This window comes from Rhodococcus sp. CX, assembly GCF_015865005.1.
Taxonomy (GTDB): Bacteria; Actinomycetota; Actinomycetes; order Mycobacteriales; family Mycobacteriaceae; genus Rhodococcus.
Genome location: NZ_JADZGH010000178.1, coordinates 10,709 through 25,740 on the forward strand (window position 1 = coordinate 10,709; position 15,032 = coordinate 25,740).

Consider the following 15,032-nt stretch of genomic DNA (forward strand, 5'->3'; position numbering starts at 1 on the left):
AGGCAGCACTCGATGAGCACCTTCTCGGTGAACGGGTCGCCGACCTGCACGCTCGGCAGCTTCTTCGGGCGGCCGCCTGCACTGTCGTCGAACGTCTCGGACGCGAGGACGGAGACGCCGCCGATGCCGTCGAGGCCGGTGCGGGCACCGAACAGGATGATGCGGTTGCCGGTGCCGGACGCGAACGCCAGGTGCAGGTCCTCGACGCGCATCGCGCCCGCGCACAGCGCGTTGACCAGCGGGTTGCCCTGGTAGGAGGCGTCGAACACGGTCTCGCCGCCGACGTTCGGAAGGCCGAGGGAGTTGCCGTAGCCACCGACACCGCGCACCACGCCGTCGACGACGCGGCGGGTGTCGGGATGGTCCGCGGCACCGAAACGCAACTGGTCCATGACCGCGATCGGGCGCGCACCCATCGCCATGATGTCGCGGACGATGCCGCCGACACCGGTGGCCGCGCCCTGGTAGGGCTCGATGTACGAGGGGTGGTTGTGCGACTCGACCTTGAAGGTCACCGCCCAGCCGTCGCCGATGTCGACGACACCGGCGTTCTCGCCGATGCCGGCCAGCATCGAGGAACGCATCTCGTCGGTGGTGGTCTCCCCGAAGTAGCGCAGGTGGACCTTCGACGACTTGTAGGAGCAGTGCTCGGACCACATCACGGAGTACATCGCCAGTTCGGCGTCCGTGGGACGGCGGCCCAGGATCTCCTTGATGCGGGCGTACTCGTCGTCCTTCAGACCCAGCTCGGCGTACGGCTGAGCAAGATCGGAAGTCTCGGCGGCGTGGGTGACGGTATCCACCTGCGGTGACACTGGGCGTCGGGTCCCTTCACTCTGGGATCGAAACGGCAGGCCGGGCGCGCACTGCCGCGGCCAGTCTATCGGGGGGGACCGTCATCGGGTGCCACCGGTGCGTCGGCGGACACGCCCCGGGTGTTCGCCCGCATGAGGGTGAGCGCTTCCAGGTCCACGCTCACGTCACGACCGGCCACGGGCAGCGTCATCGTTCCCGCCTGTTCGCCGTCGAATCGGTACCACCCGTTTTCGAGGGTGAACGCCGCGAGCACGGCCGGTTCGGTGAGATCGACGATCCAGTACTGCGGAATCCCGCTCTCCGCGTATTCGGAGAACTTCGTGACCCGGTCGGTCCGTCCGCTTCCGGCGGTCGTCACCTCGACCACGAGCCGCACATCGGCGGCGGTCGCACGGTCCGGATCGGCCTCGACGAGGGCCCGGTCGACGACGATCACGTCCGGGCAGCGGACCGTCGGCGGCTCGCCGGGGAGCAGCACCTCGACGTCACCGAGGACGCACAGCTCGTCGGGGAGTTGCTCGGCGAGCGCGTCGACCAGTGCGAACGTGACGTGCTGGTGCAGGTACCCGGGGTGCGGGGACACGACGAGGACCCCTTCGGAGAGCTCGAGCCGGTAGCGCTCGTACTCGGGCAGGGCCGCCCACTCGTCGACCGTCAGCAGATGGTCGGGGAACGACGGACCGCTCATCATCGATCACCACCGTTCGTCCTCGGCGGGAAGGTGCACTCAGTCTCGCATCGCGGACGGCTCCACGTGGGCCTTAGGCGGGGTCGATCCGGTCGGACGGCACCAATCGGACGCAGCAGAAACCCGGCGCGGGATCCAGGCACGCGCGCAGCGTGCGGTCGCCCAGGCCCTCGAGCAGCGCCGTGAGCAGGTCGAGGTTCATGCCGCACACCAGGTCGGTGTGCCCGTCGACCAGCGCATGGAACGGGCAGTTGCCGAGGCGGATGGCGCCCCCGTCGTCGAGCGGTTCGAATCCGTGATCCGCGAGGACCTCGGCCGTCCGCTCGCCGGCGGCGTCCTCCCCGATCCGCCGGCCGAGTTCGGCCGCGCGCCGCGACAGGATCGCGCGCGGCGATTCGCCGGTGCGGTCGGACTCGTCGACCGCATCCGCCAGCAACCGGCCCGCCAATTCGTAGCGCCGCGCGGGCAGGGTTACGTCGATCTGCCGGGCGGCCCGGCGATACAACTTCGCGGGGCGTCCGGCTCCCGGCCCGGTGCGCCCGCTCCGGCGGGCGAACTCGACCTCGAGCAACCCCTCTTCGACGAGCCGGTCGAGATGGAAGGCTGCGGTCGTGCGGGCGATACCCAGGGCGGCGGCGACCTCGTCGCGTCCCACCGGTTCGCGACGGCTCACGACGTAGTCGTAGAGCCGGCTCCGGGCGGGTTCGCCGAGTGCCGCGAGGGCGGCGATCCCCGATTGCTGCGCGCGATCCATCCCTCGATTGTAAAACCGATTTTCGTTGACCAAATGTCGCCGCCGATTCTAAAATCAGTGCAGATAGTTTTTAGAACTCGGACAGAGGGAGACCCGTCATGTCCACCACCTCATCCCCCACCGCCATCACCGCGCGCACAGACCTCCACGACCCCGGCTACCAGGCGTTTCTGGCACTGCGCACGGTCTTCACCGTCGCCCCGATCCTGTTCGGGCTCGACAAGTTCACCAACCTGCTGACCGACTGGCCCGGCTACCTGGCCACGTGGATCGACGACATCCTCCCCGGCACCGCGCAGCAGGCCATGTACCTCGTCGGTGTCATCGAGATCGCGGCCGGCATCCTCGTCGCCGTCGCACCCCGGATCGGAGCCTGGGTCGTCGCCGCATGGCTCGCCGGGATCATCGTCAACCTGCTGACCTACTCCGGCTACTACGACATCGCGCTGCGCGATTTCGGTCTGCTCGTCGGAGCCGTGGCACTCGCACGACTCGCGGTCGCGTACCACCGCCGGACGTGAGCCCGATCCGGCCGGACCGGATCGGTCAGGCCGCCGGTGTCAGGAAGGCGGTCAGAGCGTCCGCGTAGGAGCCGACATCGGCGGCGCCCATCAGCTCGCGGGCCGAGTGCATCGCGAGCTGCGGGGCGCCCACGTCGACCGTGGTCAGCCCGGTGCGCGACGCGGTGATCGGCCCGATCGTCGAACCGCACGGCAGGTCGGCGCGGTGCACGTAGCGTTGCAGCGGCACCCCGGCCTGGTCGCAGGCCAGGGCGAACGCCGCGGCGCCGGCCGCATCCGTCGCGTACCGCAGGTTCTGGTTGACCTTGAGGACCGGTCCGCCGTTCACCTCGATCCGATGCGACGGCTCGTGCCGCTCCGCATAGTTCGGGTGCGTCGCGTGCGCCATGTCCCCGGAGGCGACGATCGACCCGGCCAGGGTGCGCAGGAACTCCTCGCGACCTCCGCCGCGCGCGAGCACGATCCGCTCGAGCACCGAGTTCAACAGGTCGGAGAACGCCCCGCGGTCCGACATGCTGCCGACCTCCTCGTGGTCGAACAGCACGAGCATCGGGGACGGGCCCGGGTTCCGGACGACGTGCTCGGCCGCGGCGAGCAGCGCGTGCACGCCCGCGTAGCAGGTGCCCTGGTTGTCCAGGCGCGGTGCGCTGACCAGATCGCCGTCCACCCCGACCAGCGAACTCGGCGCCAGGTCGTGGGTCATGAGTTCCCAGCCGAGCACCGCGTCCGCGGCCACCCCGGCCCGGTCGGCGAGATAGCCGATGAACGACCGCGGTTCGGTACCCACGCCCCACACGGCGTTCACGTGGCGTTGCGGGTCGAGCTGCACGCCCTTGCGGTCTTCCGACAGGTGGATCGCGAGCTGCGGAACCCGCAGGATCGGGTCGTCGACGTGCACGAGCACGTCCGAGGCGGTCGCGCCGTTGCGCACCGTCAGGCGGCCGGAGACACCGAGGTCGCGGTCCAGCCACGAGTTCAGCCACGCCCCGCCGTACGGTTCGAGGCCGACGGTCCGCCAGCCGGCCGACACCAGGTCCGGATGCTGCTTGACCCGAAGGTTGGGGCTGTCGGTGTGCCCGCCGACGATCCGGAACGGCCGGGTCGTGCCGGACGCGTCCGTCGCGCCCTCCCCCTCGGTGGTCCACGCGATGAGCGAGCCACCGCGGATCACGTAGTACCGCCCGGGCTCGGTCGGCCAGGGCTGCGTCTCGGCCAGTTCGTCGAAGTCGGCGTCGGCGAGCATGGCCGCGACGGTCGCGCACACGTGGAACGGTGACGGTGACAGGTCGACGAAATTGCACAGCCCCTGGGCGTCGGCGCGTGTGAGAGAAGACATTCCTGCATCCTCGCACCACCGCGAGGAATCCACACCAGGTGAAGCTGCCGCTTCCGGTGTTGCGTTGTGGCGCCTGGGACCGCCACAACGCAACACCGGCAAATAGTCAGTGACCGGAGGCGACGCAGAAGTGGTTGCCGTCCGGGTCGGTCAGCGTCACCCAGCGGAACGCGCCCATGTCCTCGCGGTGCACCTCGGTCGCACCGGCGGCCACGAGCCGCGCGACCTCGTCGTCGAGGTTCTCGGTGCCGAGGTCGAGGTGGACGCGGTTCTTGCCCGGCGTGGGGTCGGCGACCTTCTGGAAGCCGAGCCGCTGCGGCGAGTCCGGCAGGGCGACGATGTAGAAGAATCCACCGTTGTCCTGGTCGATGCGCCCGCCCGTCTGCTCGGCCCACCAGGTGGCGAGCGGTCCGGGATCGGTGCTGTCGAATGTGATCATGCCGATGCTGAGTGCCATGCAGTGAAGCTAACGCTTCCCGTGTGCCTTTGTGGCGCCTGGGACCGCCACAAGGAAACACCACAAAGATGCGTATTCCTACTCAGGAAACTGGTGGGTGAAGCGGGCAGAATGATCATCGATACCGCGCCTTGGGGGAGGATTCCGGTATCGATCCGGGACCCGATCGGGGGGTCGGCTCCCGGACACTCGGGACGAGGGGCTTTGCCGCTGATCGGGACAGCGACGGAGCCCCTCGTCCTTGTCTCGGGATCTCTAGTTCTGCCGAGCCGGCGGGTTGACGAACCAGAGGTTCTCCTCGACCAGGTGCTCGCTCTTCCAGCCGTCGGCGGTGCGTACGACGCGATGGTGGTAGTTGCCGCCGCAGAACGACAGCGCGTCCATTCCGGGCAGTTGCATGGGGTTGTAGAACATCGCGGTCACGTCGGCGCGGTCGCCGTCGAGGCTGATCTGGATGTTGCTGATGAAGTGCTGCGTCATGGGCACCGCGTCGAGCGCGCGGGACAGGATCGCGACGACCTCGTCACGTGAGCCCGGCGGATATCCGACGGAGCTGTAGTCGAGGTGCGCGTCGTCGGTGAAGACCGAGGCGAGCGCCTTCCAGTCCTTGGTGTCGACGGACCGCGCGTAGCGGTAGAGCAGCTCTTTGATCTCGAGCTTGTCGTGAACGGCCTGCACATCCATCAGGCGAGAATAAGACATTCGATACAGGAGAGGAACATTTCCGCGGAGACATTTCGGCCCCGGAACGAGCGATGGGTGCCTCCCTGTCGTCGAGCAACAGGGAGGCACCCATCACCGTGGCGCCGGGGTCGGTCAGGCGGAGACGACCGCGTCCAGAACGCTGTAGAACATGCCGAGGCCGTCGTCGCTGGGGCCGGTGAGCGGCTCGGTGGCGTGCTCGGGGTGCGGCATCAGGCCGACGACGCGGCCGTTCGCCGACGCGATGCCGGCGATTCCGCGCTGCGAGCCGTTCGGGTTGTCGCCGGCGTACCGGAACACGACGCGACCCTCGCCCTCGAGTTCGTCGAGCACTTCCTGCGACGCCTGGTAGCGGCCTTCCCCGGACTTGAGGGGAACGAGGATCTCGGCCCCGGCCTCGTAGCGGGAGGTCCATGCGGTCGAGTTCGACTCGACCTTGAGCCACTGGTCGCGGCAGATGAAGTGCAGGCCCTCGTTGCGGGTGAGTGCGCCGGGCAGCAGGCCCGCCTCGCACAGCACCTGGAAGCCGTTGCAGATACCCAGCACCGGCATGCCGCCCTTGGCCGCCTCGACGACCTTGCCCATCACGGGCGCGAAGCGCGCGATCGCGCCGCAACGCAGGTAGTCGCCGTAGGAGAAGCCGCCGGGCACGATGACCGCGTCGACACCCTTGAGGTCGGCGTCGCCGTGCCACAGGCTCACGGCCTCACCGCCGGCGAGCTTGACCGCGCGGGCCGCGTCGACGTCGTCGAGCGTGCCCGGGAAGGTGATGACTCCGATGCGGCTCATGCTTCACCGTCGATCCGGCGCACCGTCCAGTCCTCGATCACGGTGTTGGCGAGCAGACCCTCCGCGATCTTCTCGAGCTCGGCGTCGTCGACGCTGCCGTCGATCTCGAGCTCGAAGCGCTTCCCCTGGCGGACATCGGATACGCCCGGGAAGCCCAGCCGCGACAGCGCCCCGACAATGGCCTGGCCCTGGGGGTCGAGAATCTCGGCCTTGGGCATGACTTCGACGACGACACGAGCCACGTGCTGCTCCTCGGTAGTAGTGCTGGCGCCCGGGGACGGACACCGGACGAACAGCAGTTTACCGGGAGGGCCTCGAACACCGGGCACCGGTCGACGCACTTCACAGATATACCCCCAGGGGGTATAAAGGAGGAGTGTCCACACAAAAGGAGGAGCCGATGACCACCGGCGACACCCTGCACGAGGTCGAGCTTTCGATCGGCGGCATGACGTGCGCCTCGTGCGCCGCCCGCATCGAGAAGAAGCTCAACCGGATGGACGGCGTCACCGCGACCGTCAACTACGCGACCGAAACCGCGAAGGTCAGCTACACCGGAGAGGTCGCCCCGGAGGACCTCGTCGCGACCGTCGAAGCCACCGGTTACAGCGCGACGTTGTCCCCTCCCCCGACGCCTGCCGGGACCGAGCCGGCCCCGGAAACCGCCGAGCCCGACGAGGCGGCGGCATGGCGGCAGCGGCTGATCGTGTCCGCGACCCTCACCGTCCCGGTCGTGCTGCTGTCGATGATTCCGGCGCTGCAGTTCGACAACTGGCAGTGGATCGCCCTGACGCTCGCCTCCCCGGTCGTGGTGTGGGGTGCGCTGCCGTTCCATCGCGCCGCATGGACCAACCTTCGTCACGGCGCGGCCACGATGGACACCCTCATCTCGGTCGGTGTGATCGCCGCCTACCTGTGGTCGCTGTGGGCCCTGCTGTTCACCCACGCCGGCATGCCCGGCATGCGGATGGCGTTCGATCTGTTCCCCTCCGGCGACGGCGACACGCACATCTATCTGGAGGTCGCGGCGGCGGTCACGACGTTCATCCTCGCCGGCCGGTACTTCGAGGCCCGCGCCAAGAGGCAGTCCGGCGCGGCGCTGCGGGCCCTGCTGGACATGGGCGCCAAGGACGTCGCCGTGCTGCGGAACGGCACCGAGACACGCATCCCGATCGGGCAGCTCGCGGTCGGCGACGTGTTCGTGGTGCGGCCCGGCGAAAAGGTCGCGACCGACGGTGTCGTCACCTCCGGCACCTCGGCGGTCGACGCCTCGATGCTCACGGGTGAATCCGTCCCGGTGGAGGTCGGTCCCGGCGACAGCGTCGTCGGCGCGACCGTCAACGCCGGTGGACGGCTCGAGGTCCGCGCGACCCGGGTCGGCGCGGACACCCAGCTCGCGCAGATGGCGCGGCTGGTCACCGAGGCACAGAACGGCAAGGCCGAGGTGCAGCGTCTCGCCGACCGGGTGTCGGCGGTGTTCGTCCCGATCGTGATCGGACTGTCCCTGCTCACCCTCGTCGGCTGGCTCCTGTTCACCGACGATCCCGTCTCCTCGGCCTTCACCGCGGCCGTCGCCGTGCTGATCATCGCGTGCCCGTGCGCGCTCGGCCTGGCCACGCCCACGGCGCTGCTCGTCGGCACCGGACGCGGCGCGTCGATTCGAGGATCTGCGGTCCCTTGATGAGGATGCCGAGCTGGGCGCCGCGTCGACACGGTCGTGCTCGACAAGACCGGGACCGTGACGAGCGGTCGCATGAGCGTCGACTCGGTGCACGTGGCCGACGGCGAATCCGAAACGGAGACACTGCATCTCGCCGGATCGCTCGAGCACGCGTCGGAGCACCCGATCGCGCGGGCCGTCGCGGAACGCGCCGGGACCCTCTCCGACGTCGAGAGCTTCGAGAACCACGGGGGCCGAGGCGTTTCCGGGGTCGTCGACGGCCACGCGGTGCTGGCCGGGCGGCTGTCCTGGCTGCGCGACGAATGGTCGCTGACGGCACCGGAGTCGCTGCGCCTGGCCGCCGACGAGGCCGAGACCGCGGGACGCACCCCGGTGTGGGTCGCGTGGGACGGGACGATCCGCGCCGTCGTGGTCGTCTCCGACACGATCAAGGAGACCTCGGCGGACGCGATCGCCGAGCTGCGGGCGCTGGGTCTGCATCCGGTGCTGCTCACCGGCGACAACCACCGCGCCGCCGAGTCGGTCGCCGCGCAAGTCGGCATCGACGACGTGATCGCGGAGGTTCTGCCGGGCGACAAGGTCGCCGTCGTCGAGCGGCTGCAGCGGGAGGGCCGGGTCGTCGCGATGGTCGGCGACGGCGTCAACGACGCGGCGGCGCTCGCGCAGGCGGACCTGGGCCTGGCCATGGGTACCGGTACCGACGTCGCGATCGAGGCATCCGATCTGACGTTGGTACGCGGCGACCTCACGTCGGCGCCCGACGCGATCCGGCTCGCCCGCGCCACACTGGGCACCATCAAGGGAAACCTGTTCTGGGCGTTCGCCTACAACGTGGCGGCGTTGCCGCTGGCCGCGCTCGGGCTGCTCAATCCGCTGATCGCGGGAGCGGCGATGGCGTTCAGCTCGGTGTTCGTGGTGAGCAACAGCCTGCGGCTGCGCCGCTTCTCACCACGCTAGGCAGCGTTGAAGGTTCGATCACTGACGAGGCGACAGAAGTAAGACACGTGATAATATTTTCTGCTCGGTTCGGTATATTGTTCTCATGGCGCGTACAGACAAATGGGCTTCTCTCAGCACGCAAACACGGGAGGCTCTGCGCTCGGACCTCCTGAGCGGGAGGTGGGAACCCGGAAAGAGGCTGCAGGTCGGCGAGCTCTCCAAACTGTACGGCGCCAGTACTACCGTCATGCGCGAGGCTCTGACCAGGCTCGCCGGCGAGCAGCTCGTCTCCTTCGTTCCCAATCGCGGCTTCTTCGTCGCCCAGTTGACGCTGGACGAACTCCAGGATCTCACCGAACTGCGCTGCCGGATCGAGGGGTTCGGCGTCGCTCTCGCCATCGAGCGCGGGAGCCTGGCCTGGGAATCGGAGTTGATCGGCGCCCACCACAGGCTGGAGCGGACACCTCGCCGCAGGGCCGACGACCCTCACCACATCAGCCCCGAGTGGCTCGAAGCCCACCAGGACTTCCATGCAAAGATCCTGGAACCCTGCCGTATCTCGGCACTCATCGACCTTGCGGCAACCCTCGCCGACGCCACCGTTCTCTACCGCCAGTGGACGGCACCCTCACAGGCTGCAGAATCACGCGATATCGAAGCAGAGCACCGGGAGATCCTCGAGTCCGTACTTGCTCGGGACGCAGTAACCGCCGAGAAGCTGCTGCGCGAGCACTACGAGCTCACCACGAAGATCATCACGCAGTCGCTCGGCTGAGCCCGCGAGAGCAGCCGCCGGACACAGCCGCCCGGACGGACCTCAGACGCTGCGGGTGACCCCGCCGTCGACGCGAACGTTCTGTCCGGTGATGTAGCTCGCTTCCTCGCCGGCAAGGAAGCGCACGGCACGAGCGATCTCCTGCGTGCTGGCGGCCCTGCGCAGCGGGATGCGCTGGGTCCACTCGGGGGCGACCGCGGAGGGGTCGGCGACGGTCCACCCCGGTAGGACGTTGTTCATGCGGATACCCGAGGGGCCGTACTCGTCGGAGTAGAGCTTGGTGAACGAAGCGAGCCCGGCCCGGAATGTCGCAGAAACCGGGTACCGAGGGTTCGGTTCGAACGGCGAACTGGTGGAGATGTTCACGATGCTGCCGCCCCCGGCCTCCAGGAAATGAGGGGTCACCACACGCGCCATCCGGACGACATTGAGCAGGTAGCCCTCCATACCGTCCTGCCAGTCGCTGTCGGTCAGATCGAGCACACCACCGGTGGCGCCGTGCCCGGAATTGTTGACCACCGTGTCGATCCGGCCGAACTCCGACAAGGCCAGGTCGACGACGGCCCGAAGATCTTCCTCGGAGCGGTTCGTTCCGTCCAGCCCCACGCCGCCGAGTTCCTCGGCGAGTTTGCGCCCACGTCCGGACGGCGACAGGATCGCCACCCGATATCCGTGTTCGTGCAACTCCGTGGCGACGGCAGCACCGATGCCGGAACCACCTCCGACCACAACGGCTGTCTTCTGCGTCATGAATTCCGTTCCTTGCTCAGTTGTTCGGCACGGCGCGCGATGAGCGCCTCGACTGCGGTCGCCGACAGGTCCGCGAACTCGGCGAAGTCGATGTCGTCTCCTGCACACGCGGCGATATAGAAGCCGTCGGTCAGAGCACGGCCGAGCACGACCATCTTGCGGCCGAACTCCGGATCCTCGGCAAGTACCTCCGCCGGGATCAGCGGTTCGACCCGCCGCACCATGTGCTCGAACATCTCCTTGCGGACTTCGAGGTACTTCTTGCGCGCCAGATTGTCCTCGAGGCGGCGATCCAGCGCGAACATCAGGGCGAGGATCCAGAAAGCCTCGGCCTTGTTCTCCGGATCCGCCGAACCACCCGCCGACCCGGCGATGCTACGGCGCAGCAGGTCCCGGTTCGTCGGACCTGTATGGTCCTTCTTCCAGATTTCGAAACAGAACTCGATGAGTTCCGCAAACAACTTCTCTTTGTTCTCGAAATGGTAGTAAATGGATCCGTTCGGCAGCCCGGAAAGCCTGGCCACCTCGGACATCGTGGTGCCCTCGTAGCCCGCCGTCACGGCCAGGGACAACGCCGCATCGAGGATCGCCCGCTCGTTTTCCGGGGTCGACTGATGAACTCGACGCCTCGCCATCTCAACTCCTTTCACCGCGACGGGACCACAAAGTGATCCCTATCGCTTTCTACCAGTGCGGCCGACCGAACCTTCGGTCACCGCTGTGACAGTGAGGTCGCCGGGAGCGACCACACGAGCACCGTCCCCCTCGACAGCGAGGAGTCGTGGGCTCTCCGGTCGCCACACCGGAGCAGTCCCGGAACCGTCACGCACGAACGGGACGATCGCGTCCCGGAACGCCGCCCGCACACACTCGAACGTGTCCCGATCGACACCTTCCATCATCGGCGCACCGCGCCAAGCGTGGCGGTCGCCGAAGACGAACGGGAGCGTGAAGCAGTGCGGCGACAACGCCCGTTCCAGGGAGCTGCGAACATCGAGGCGCATCAGGCTCGTTGGGACTGCGGCACTTCGGGCGAGGTCGTACGCCACCGATCGGAACTGCCACAGTGTCGTGGCGAGCACCATCTGCTCGTATCCCGACTCCCGCTCGGCCGTGTGGTCGAGCACCGCCTCCGGAGCGCTGAACGAGCGCGCCACGAAGTCCTCCAGCTTCTCCCGAGAGAAGGACTCGGCAGGTTGTGTTCTGAGGAAGCCCGCGGTCTCCTCGGCGGTGGTGACCACCAGTAGCGCCGAGGTGTGCAGCCGAGCGGCACTCAGCTTCGGCTCCCCCAACCATCCGGGCATCCGCGGCCCGGCGGCCGGGGCGAAGGCGAATCCCGCACCGCGGTAGTTCAGCGCAGTGGTGCGCTGCGCGGCCAGGATCGACTCGACCGGAGCGGTGGCGAACCGTTCCGGTGCCAGTGCATCCTCGAATGCCGCGCGCCGCGCCTCGTGGTCGCACTCGGACAACGGGGCCAGGCGCGGCATGCTGAGTAACAGCGTGCGGGCGAACATTCCTCCGGTCTGCGGCAGGACACTCAGCGCATGCGCGTACCACGCGCCGGCGGAGTCCCCGGCAATGGTGATGTTGGCCGGATCGCCGCCGAACGCGGCGATGTTGTCCCGTACCCAACGCGCTGCCACCTCGAGATCCCGTAGCGGCTGCGCCGAGGCATCGGCGTCGCCCGAGCCACCGAGGTGGCCGAGCGCGCCGATCCTGTAGCCGACCGTGACGAGCACAATCCGTCCGCTGCGGACTAGGTCGTGCGCGTCGTACCAGCGCGACTCGCCGGAACCCGTTGTGAATCCACCACCGTGAACGAACAACAGCACCGGAAGCCCGGCCGAGTCGGCAGGTGCCTGGATCCTCAGAGAGAAGGAATCCTCGTGCTGGGGCAGTTCACCGAGTGCCTGCCCGAGGATCCCGTCGAGCATCCCGCCGGTCTGGGGAAAGGCGGTAGGCGGCGACTGCGCGGTGGTCGGCGGTCCCAGCGCGGAACCACGGTCGGCTCGATCGAGCCGCGCGCCGTACCGCACACCCCGGGCGTCGACGACCCCTTCGACGACTTCGGCACGGACGACACCGGTGTCGACCGCGAACTCTCCCGTATCCGCACTCACGGAGGTCATGGCAGAAAGTCGTAGTCGTCCGGGTTCACGTGCTCGGTGATCTTCCAGTATTCGGCGTTGGTGTAGGGCCACACCTGTGAGACCCGGCCGACGCTGTTCTGGTACCAACTGCGCACGTAGGGCTGACCCCACGCCATCAGACGGTTCTCCCGGTCGACCCACTCCACGAAGCGATCCAGGGCCTCGGGGGTGACGTCGAGAGCCTTGACGCCCCGGTCGAGGACCTCACGGATCGCCTCGAGCGAGTACTCCCCGGCGCGCTCGAGCATGAAGTGCAGGCTGCCGGCGACGACACCACCGATGTTCGGCCCGTACAGCATGAAGAAGTTCGGGTAGCCCGGCACAGTGATGCCGTTGTACGCGCGGGCGTCGCCCTTCCAGAATTCGTGGATCTCCACCCCGCCTCGACCGATCACCTCGACACCGTCGAGGTAGTCCGACGGCTTGAATCCGGTGGCGTAGACGATGAGGTCGACCTCGTGGTGCGTCCCGTCGGCGGTACGGATTCCGGTCTCGGTCAACTCCACGATGGCGTGCGTCGACACCGTAGTGCTTTCGGCCATCAGCGCTTTCGCCCACACGCCGTTGTCGCGCAGCATCCGCTTCGCACCGGGCGGGTAGGACGGGACGGCGATCTCCAACAGGTCCGGTCGTCCCTCGAACTGCTCCGTCAGCCGCGCGATCAGTTCGTCGCGCACCTTCCGGTTCGTGGCGGAGACACTCAACGGCGCACCGGGCCAGTCCTTTTCGGCGCGGACGGTGTGGAATCGTCCGGGGATTCCCTGCGTGATGACCCACAACCGGTACCACTGACCGTAGTAGGGGACCTTGCGCACCAGCCAGGCGAACGCCTCGGAATGGTTGTCGTGGTAGGTCGGGGCGGGCAGCATCCACGGGGCACTGCGCTGGAAGACGGTGAGCGAAGCCACCTCTTCGTAGATGGCAGGCACGATCTGATAGGCACTGGCACCGGTACCGATGACCGCGACCCGCTTGCCACGCCAGTCGTAGGAGTCGTCCCACTCCTGCGAGTGCATGGTGACTCCGCGGAAGCGTTCGGCTCCGGGGAAGTCGGGGATGTTCGGGATGTCGAGCTGCCCGACCGCGCTGACGATCGCCTGGAACGTGCGGGTGCGTTCGGCGCCCTGCGCATCCCGGGTCACCACGATCCACGCGCCGGCCTCGTCGTCCCAGCGTGAACTCACCAGTCGGGTGCCGAACTCGATCAGGTCGATGAGTCCGGCGCGCTCGGCGACCGTGTTCAGATAGTCGTCGATCTCCCCACCCTCGGCGAACTGGTGGGGCCAGTCGACCCGCTGCGCGAACGAGTAGGAATACCCGAAAGTCGGTGTGTCCAGGCGCACTCCGGGGTAGTGGTTCTTCTGCCAGGTACCACCCAGCCGATCGGCGGCGTCGATCATCGTGAAGGGCACACCGGCCTGACGGTAACGGTGCCCGGCGGCGATACCCGAGACACCCGCACCGACGATGAGCACCTCGAAGCGGCGCCCCTCGGCGACGTCCTCGAAGCGCCAGTCGGGAGCGGCACTCTTGTCCTCGGCCAGATCGAGTTCGTGCTTGAGCGAGTCGGACCAGTCGGCGTTGCCGCCGGTGAGGTAGCCCAGGACGTCGGTGACCGCGGTGTCGGAAAGCATGCCGACGCTGGTGATCCGTTCGTCGCGAAGGCGGCGCAGCCCTGCGAGCGCGAGCTCGCGGGCCTTGTGCTGCTGGGCTTCCGACATCCCCCCGTGCGGGTGCCCGATCGTGTCGACGGGCGTCAGAGGTGGGCGCAGGTCCTCGGTGAGGACAGCGGTGTCACCCGTGGCCGCGGCGATGGCCACCAGCAGCGAGGGAAGATCGGCCTTGTCGGCGATCTCCTGCAGGAAGTCGTCGGATTCGGTAATCGGCTCGTACTCGTCGCGCCAGAACAGGTCGTCGTAGCGGTCGATACCTGAAGTGCTCATCTGTTCTCTTTCCTCCGGGAGCGGTCGACGCTGCGCGAGAGGTCGACATAGGTCCGTAGTGCGGCGACGACCCGGGCCTCGTCGGCAGCGGTGAACACAGCCGCGACGTAGCGGTCCGGGCGAACGACGACGGCATGGGGCACCCCGAGCGGGCGGGCCGGGTCGACGAACGCGCCGGTGAGGTCGGTCAGATCGGAGGGCCCTGTCTCCTGCGGGCCACGCTGGTGGCCGCGTGGGAGAAGACGCACCCGTGGGACGCCGTTCCAGAACGGATCGCGCGCAACCTGCCCGGCACCTGTGGTGCCGAGTTCGAGGATCGCCCATCCGGTTCCGAGATGCGCGTCGAGGGGCGAGGTGGTGCCCTCGGCGGTCTCGACCGTCGGCTGGCTCATGGCCTTGCCGACGGCTTCTGCGAAGCGGGAGTCCACTTCACGTGCCGGTTCGACGGCGACGCCCTTGGAGTAGTCCGGCGGGGTGATGAACCGCATGGAGGACAGATAGGCGTGGACCGGCGGGAACAGTCGCGCCACGGAGAAGACGACGTCGCGGGCGGCGGCTGCGACGCCGCGGGCCATGACGATCGAGCCGGTGATGTGCGAGATGCGCACCATCTTCTTGGCATGGGTACGACGTTCGGACTCGTAGCTGTCGAGCAGACGGTCGGTGCCCACACCGTCGAGTGCCGCCCGCAGCTTCCAGGCCAGGTTCGACGCGTCGCGAAGACCGGCATT

15 protein-coding genes and 1 pseudogene are annotated in these 15,032 nt (G+C 68.1%); 3 read left to right on the top strand and 13 right to left on the bottom strand.

Annotation, left to right across the window (positions count from 1 at the left end):
* From I0Q12_RS33210 to I0Q12_RS18575, 3 genes are all read right to left on the bottom strand, one after another.
* On the bottom strand, nt 1-815 hold an 815-nt coding region (locus I0Q12_RS33210), incomplete at its 3' end, for an AIR synthase related protein (protein WP_307846343.1).
* Nucleotides 816-880: 65 nt separating this feature from the next.
* Nucleotides 881-1,504 carry a Uma2 family endonuclease gene (locus I0Q12_RS18570; protein WP_197253376.1) on the bottom strand — a complete coding sequence of 208 codons (624 nt, stop codon included), beginning with the start codon at nt 1,502-1,504 and terminating at the stop codon, nt 881-883.
* Between the two features lie 73 nt (nt 1,505-1,577).
* The gene (locus I0Q12_RS18575; RefSeq protein ID WP_197253379.1) at nt 1,578-2,258 is read right to left on the bottom strand and encodes a metalloregulator ArsR/SmtB family transcription factor; all 681 of its coding nucleotides are present in this window, start codon (nt 2,256-2,258) and stop codon (nt 1,578-1,580) included.
* Nucleotides 2,259-2,356: 98 nt separating this feature from the next.
* Here I0Q12_RS18575 and I0Q12_RS18580 point away from each other — a divergent pair, with 98 nt between their 5' ends.
* Nucleotides 2,357-2,779, top strand: a complete 423-nt coding sequence (locus tag I0Q12_RS18580) for a DoxX family membrane protein (protein WP_197253380.1) — start codon at nt 2,357-2,359, stop codon at nt 2,777-2,779.
* 25 nt (nt 2,780-2,804) lie between these two features.
* Here I0Q12_RS18580 and I0Q12_RS18585 read toward each other — a convergent pair whose 3' ends face one another.
* The 5 genes from I0Q12_RS18585 to purS form a co-directional block, all read right to left on the bottom strand.
* On the bottom strand, nt 2,805-4,115 hold the full coding sequence (locus tag I0Q12_RS18585; protein ID WP_197253382.1) for a M18 family aminopeptidase: 1,311 nt from the start codon (nt 4,113-4,115) through the stop codon (nt 2,805-2,807).
* 106 nt (nt 4,116-4,221) lie between these two features.
* Nucleotides 4,222-4,572: a VOC family protein gene (locus I0Q12_RS18590; RefSeq protein ID WP_197253384.1), complete on the bottom strand. Its 351-nt coding sequence runs from the start codon at nt 4,570-4,572 to the stop codon at nt 4,222-4,224.
* 255 nt (nt 4,573-4,827) lie between these two features.
* Nucleotides 4,828-5,256 (bottom strand): nuclear transport factor 2 family protein, encoded by a 429-nt coding sequence (locus tag I0Q12_RS18595; protein ID WP_197253385.1) that lies wholly within the window; start codon nt 5,254-5,256, stop codon nt 4,828-4,830.
* A gap of 132 nt (nt 5,257-5,388) precedes the next feature.
* A complete protein-coding gene (purQ, locus tag I0Q12_RS18600; protein ID WP_197253387.1) occupies nt 5,389-6,063 on the bottom strand; it encodes a phosphoribosylformylglycinamidine synthase subunit PurQ in 675 nt (224 codons plus the stop codon).
* Nucleotides 6,060-6,305, bottom strand: a complete 246-nt coding sequence (gene purS / locus I0Q12_RS18605; protein ID WP_072809682.1) for a phosphoribosylformylglycinamidine synthase subunit PurS — start codon at nt 6,303-6,305, stop codon at nt 6,060-6,062. The genes purQ and purS overlap by 4 nt, the downstream gene beginning before the upstream one ends.
* A 206-nt stretch (nt 6,306-6,511) precedes the next feature.
* On the opposite strand from purS, the pseudogene I0Q12_RS18610 reads away from it, so the two are divergent.
* Nucleotides 6,512-8,701: pseudogene (locus tag I0Q12_RS18610) on the top strand (heavy metal translocating P-type ATPase).
* 85 nt (nt 8,702-8,786) lie between these two features.
* On the top strand, nt 8,787-9,458 hold the full coding sequence (locus tag I0Q12_RS18615) for a GntR family transcriptional regulator (protein WP_197253388.1): 672 nt from the start codon (nt 8,787-8,789) through the stop codon (nt 9,456-9,458).
* Between the two features lie 42 nt (nt 9,459-9,500).
* Here I0Q12_RS18615 and I0Q12_RS18620 read toward each other — a convergent pair whose 3' ends face one another.
* The 5 genes from I0Q12_RS18620 to I0Q12_RS33215 all read right to left on the bottom strand — a co-directional run.
* The gene (locus tag I0Q12_RS18620) at nt 9,501-10,208 is read right to left on the bottom strand and encodes an SDR family oxidoreductase (protein WP_197253390.1); all 708 of its coding nucleotides are present in this window, start codon (nt 10,206-10,208) and stop codon (nt 9,501-9,503) included.
* Complete coding sequence (locus tag I0Q12_RS18625; RefSeq protein WP_197253392.1) at nt 10,205-10,843, bottom strand: TetR/AcrR family transcriptional regulator; 639 nt, start codon at nt 10,841-10,843, stop codon at nt 10,205-10,207. The genes I0Q12_RS18620 and I0Q12_RS18625 overlap by 4 nt, the downstream gene beginning before the upstream one ends.
* Before the next feature lie 39 nt (nt 10,844-10,882).
* Nucleotides 10,883-12,328, bottom strand: coding sequence for a carboxylesterase family protein (locus I0Q12_RS18630; protein ID WP_197253394.1), 1,446 nt, complete (start codon nt 12,326-12,328; stop codon nt 10,883-10,885).
* 5 nt (nt 12,329-12,333) lie between these two features.
* Nucleotides 12,334-14,301 carry an NAD(P)/FAD-dependent oxidoreductase gene (locus tag I0Q12_RS18635; RefSeq protein ID WP_197253396.1) on the bottom strand — a complete coding sequence of 656 codons (1,968 nt, stop codon included), beginning with the start codon at nt 14,299-14,301 and terminating at the stop codon, nt 12,334-12,336.
* Nucleotides 14,298-15,032, bottom strand: a 735-nt coding sequence (locus I0Q12_RS33215; protein ID WP_231610978.1) for an FAD-dependent monooxygenase, incomplete at its 5' end; no start/stop codon positions are given. The genes I0Q12_RS18635 and I0Q12_RS33215, both read right to left, overlap by 4 nt.